Source organism: Lelliottia sp. (genome assembly GCF_045627565.1).
Lineage (GTDB): Bacteria > Pseudomonadota > Gammaproteobacteria > Enterobacterales > Enterobacteriaceae > Enterobacter.
In genome coordinates, this window is record NZ_JAZQNX010000031.1 from 1 (window position 1) to 4,123 (window position 4,123).

4 protein-coding genes and 1 pseudogene are annotated in these 4,123 nt (G+C 55.4%); all 5 read left to right on the forward strand.

Features of this window, described 5'->3' with window-relative positions; translation table 11 throughout:
• Positions 1-528 precede the first annotated feature (528 nt).
• Positions 529-711, forward strand: a pseudogene (locus tag ACKI5T_RS15905) (restriction endonuclease); the annotation flags it as partial.
• Between the two features lie 310 nt (positions 712-1,021).
• Positions 1,022-1,747, forward strand: a complete 726-nt coding sequence (locus tag ACKI5T_RS15910) for a FadR/GntR family transcriptional regulator (protein ID WP_407438679.1) — start codon at positions 1,022-1,024, stop codon at positions 1,745-1,747.
• A gap of 96 nt (positions 1,748-1,843) precedes the next feature.
• The gene (locus ACKI5T_RS15915; RefSeq protein WP_407438681.1) at positions 1,844-2,743 is read left to right on the forward strand and encodes a 2-dehydro-3-deoxygalactonokinase; all 900 of its coding nucleotides are present in this window, start codon (positions 1,844-1,846) and stop codon (positions 2,741-2,743) included.
• Positions 2,743-3,390 (forward strand): 2-dehydro-3-deoxy-6-phosphogalactonate aldolase, encoded by a 648-nt coding sequence (locus ACKI5T_RS15920; protein ID WP_407438683.1) that lies wholly within the window; start codon positions 2,743-2,745, stop codon positions 3,388-3,390. Before ACKI5T_RS15915 ends, ACKI5T_RS15920 begins: the two co-directional genes overlap by 1 nt.
• A gap of 4 nt (positions 3,391-3,394) precedes the next feature.
• Positions 3,395-4,123 (forward strand): SMP-30/gluconolactonase/LRE family protein (locus ACKI5T_RS15925; protein WP_407438684.1); only part of this gene is annotated, 729 nt, incomplete at its 3' end.

The window sequence follows — 4,123 nt, forward strand, 5'->3', positions numbered from 1 at the left end:
ACCATCCCGGCGGTGCTGCAGATAGCCTGTCTACGCCGTATCCTGCAGCATCAGCGTGAAAGTCAGATGGTCCGATGAAAATAAACGATAGCGCTGACTGTATTATCCACCTGCTTAAGACTGGGGGTATTTCCAGAGCGATTGGAGCAATCTGCTGATACGGACTGCGCAATTATAGCGTATTGTCCGGTAATAAACGGATTTCGCTGTGACGGGCTGAAGGAAGTCTGGATGGCAAAAAGAACATTATGCTGGCCCGAATCAGTAAACGCACGGGATATACAGCGCCATTTGTCTGTTATCACCGGCCATTCAGATATTGAACATAAACACCTTCTTTCTGCCACGGGTTAGCACATTACTCTTAATACCGTCTGTTTCTTAACAATATTTAGAATCAATGCTGACGTGGCATGGTTGCTGGTATCGTATTTTTGACGGTTTGATGGCAGAGGCCGTTATTGGTCATTTACTTAATGATTTTATATTCGATTTAATCACTATCATTTTTGTTTTGAGGAAATATGAATGGAGTTCACAGAGAAACTGGCATTGCTGGCCGATAAAATTAAACAGCAGGGGAATGCTATTCAGACCGAGGAAGCAACCAAAACGGCATTTATAATGCCGTTTATTCACTCGGTTCTGGGGTATGATGTTTTTAATCCCGAGGAAGTGACACCTGAATATGTCTGCGATGTCGGAACGAAATAGTGTTCGCCTGGCTTGTGGTTTTGGAATTGGTAGTACAATTTTGGGGAAGCTTTCAAACCGATGAGTGTCTGATTGAAAATTGTACTGCAATGACTGAGTTGAGACCTCTGTCTTACTGATGCCATTTATCACTATTTTCATAATGTATATAGCAGTAAACAAACAGAGGTCTCTCATTCGTAACACTACGAAGTGTATCATTTTGACATCCTTATCATCTACTCTCCAAAGGCGACTCTTTGTTGGTACCACTTCCTGGGATGCTTTACTATATTGCTCATTAATTTAACGTCGGAATACCATGAGCATGCAGCAACCAACCCTTGCCGAATCCGTCACGCAACATCTCGCCAGTCGAATCCTGCATGGCGATCTCCATCCGGGGCTTTCGCTGCCGGGTGAGAATGAGCTGGCGGGAGAGTACGGCGTCTCCCGTACCTCCGTGCGCAACGCGCTACAGTTTCTGGCCGCCAAAGGGCTCATCACCATCCAGCCCAAAAAGCGCACGGTCGTTAACCATCGTGAGATGTGGAATTTACTGGATGCCGACGTGCTTAACTGGCTGGCTGAAGGTGACGTCGGGCCGGAACTTGTCGAGCAGCTCATGGTGACCCGCCTTATTTTCGAACCCAATATCGCCACGCTGGCGGCACTGAATGCCACAGGTCACGATCTGGCCGCCCTCGAGGATGCGCTGGGTTTGATGCGGCAGGGGCAAACCGGAGCTAAACGCGCGCTGTTTGAGGAGGGTGACCTCGCGTTCCATCAGGCGCTGCTCCGGGCGACCCACAATCCGTTCCTGCTGGCGCTGGGAAATGCCCTCTCTGCCGCCATGGTGCTGTCCTTCCGCCAGACCCTGGAAAAGGATGTCCGTGAGACTTATCCCGCCGTGGACGATCACTTTTTATTGTTCGAAAACATTCGCTTGAAGCGTCCTGAAGCCGCCCGCCAGCAGATGCGCGCCATCCTCATTAATGCCGCTCAGAAGCACATCTGGAAAGAACTCCCGGAGCACCTCCACCTCTTCGCCTGATCCCTCCTTAGAATAATTTCGATCCGCCTCACAGATCGTGGGGATTTTTTGCTCTAGCATTCTTGTATTACAAGATTTCAAAGGTTGTATTACCTGATGAAAAAATACTGGATTGCAGTCGACTGGGGCACCACTAACTTCCGCGCTTTTTTAATGCATGAGGCGCAGCAGATTGAGCGCGTCAGCCATCCCTGCGGGTTGTTATCTGTCGAGAACACACGGTTCGCCGCCACGCTTCACGCCTTACTTGCGCCGTGGCTAAATCGCTATGGCGAGTTGCCCGTCATGATGGCGGGCATGGTCGGGTCGCAGCAGGGCTGGCATGAAGTGCCTTACTCACCGCAGCCCTGCGGTGCGGGTAATCTGCTGGATCGTATGCACAGCTTCACCACTCCGTGGGGCAGCCGGGCGTGGATCGTGCCTGGTGTCAGCGGTACCAGCCCATTCGGTCAGCCAGACGTCATGCGTGGGGAAGAAGTGCAGCTTTTTGGACTGAGTCAGTTGCATCCCGCGGAGCGTCATTTTGCACTACTGCCCGGCACTCACAGCAAGCACGCGGAAATGGCTGACGGGCAAATTATCCGCTTTTCCACCTTTATGACCGGCGAAGTCTTCTCTCTCCTGGGCCAGCACTCCCTTCTCGGGAAAGGGTTGCCAGAGCAGCAGGAGGATAAAACAGCCTTTCTGCTGGGGGCGAAAACAGCGCTTCGCGGCTCTCCCTTCACTCACCTTATTTTTTCTGCCCGCACCCGCCGCCTGGCGGGGGAAATCGCCTCGGCGCATGTCCACAGCTATCTCTCCGGCCTGACGATTGGCTATGAGCTTCTGACTTTACCCGTCGGGCAGCACGCCTGGGTGGTGGGAAGCCCGTCCCTGACGGAGCGCTATCAACTTGCTGCCACCCTGACAGGGCTGACGCTGACGCCGGTCAACGGCGATGACTGCTTTATCCGTGGCCTGAGCCACCTTTTCTCCCTTACTCAAGGAAATGCCTGATGAATTCAACATCGTTTATGACCCGCTGGCAGCAGGAGTCGCTGCCGCTGGTCGCCATTTTGCGCGGCATCACGCCCGCACAAGCCAGCGAGGCTGCAGAGATTTTGCTGAGCTGCGGTTTCCACTGGCTGGAAGTGCCGCTGAACAGCCCCGAGCCACTCAAATCTATCCGCCTGATGCGTGAAACGGTGGCCGGACGCGGGTTTGTCGGGGCAGGCACGGTTCTCACCGTTGAGCAGGTGTTGCAGGTGACGGATGCTGGCGGGCAGCTGATTATTTCGCCGAACTGCGACCCGCGAGTCATTCGCCAGTCGGTGGAATGCGGGCTGGTCAGCCTGCCGGGCGTGATGACGCCGAGCGAGGCCTTCAGCGCCATCGCCGCAGGAGCCAGCGCGCTGAAGCTTTTTCCGGCGGAGCATGTCACGCCTGCCATCGCTAAAGCCTTCCGATCGGTTATTCCGCAAGAGGTTGCCTGCCTGCCGGTGGGCGGCATTCAGCCTGACGTCGTGCAGATGCGCAGCTATATCCGGGCAGGAGCTAACGGTTTTGGCCTGGGCGGCGGGCTGTATCAGGCGGGTATGAGCATGGCGTTGCTGCGGGAAAGGGCGCAGGCCTATCAGCACGCGTGGCTTGAGTGCGTGGAGTAGGGTGATGAAAAGCATCGTCAGTTCGCCGATAAAAGTCCACGGTTCTTACCGGGCGCGGCTGGGGGAAACCCCGGTCTGGTGCGCCCGCAGCCAGTCGCTGTTATGGGTGGATATCCTTGCTCAGCGTCTGCTGCGCTACTGGCCGGAAGACAATGCAAGAACCCAGATCCACGCCATGCCGCCTTTTACCAGTGCGGTGCTGCTGACGACGCAGGAAGAGACATTTTTGACCGTCAGCCAGAGTGGGATCGGGTTGTACGACTACGCCCACTCACATTTCGCCCCACTTTGCGATTACCCGGCTGATGCCATCGGCACGCGCCCGAACGAAGCCGCCATTGCCCCGGACGGGGCGCTGTGGTTCAGCACCATGGATCCAGAGGCCGAAAAGGCCATCGGCAGCTGGTATCGCTTTGCTTCTGGCGATAACGCCCCGCAGCGTCTGCTCGGCAACCAGCTGGTGCCCAACACCCTGCAGTGGCATGGCGACAAAATCTGGTTCGCCGACTCCCTGCTGCATCGTTTTTACTGCGCGCAGATGGCCCAGTCAGAGATTTTCGAACTAACGGCACACAGCGTGGACGGCATTCCGGACGGGTCAGCCCTCACCGCAACCGGTCAGCTGATCAACGCTCGCTGGGGACAGTCGCGCCTGGTGCGGTATCAACTCTGCGAGACGAACTTTGAGGAGCTGGACAGCCTTGCTCTCCCCGTCATCCAGCCGAGCAGCTGT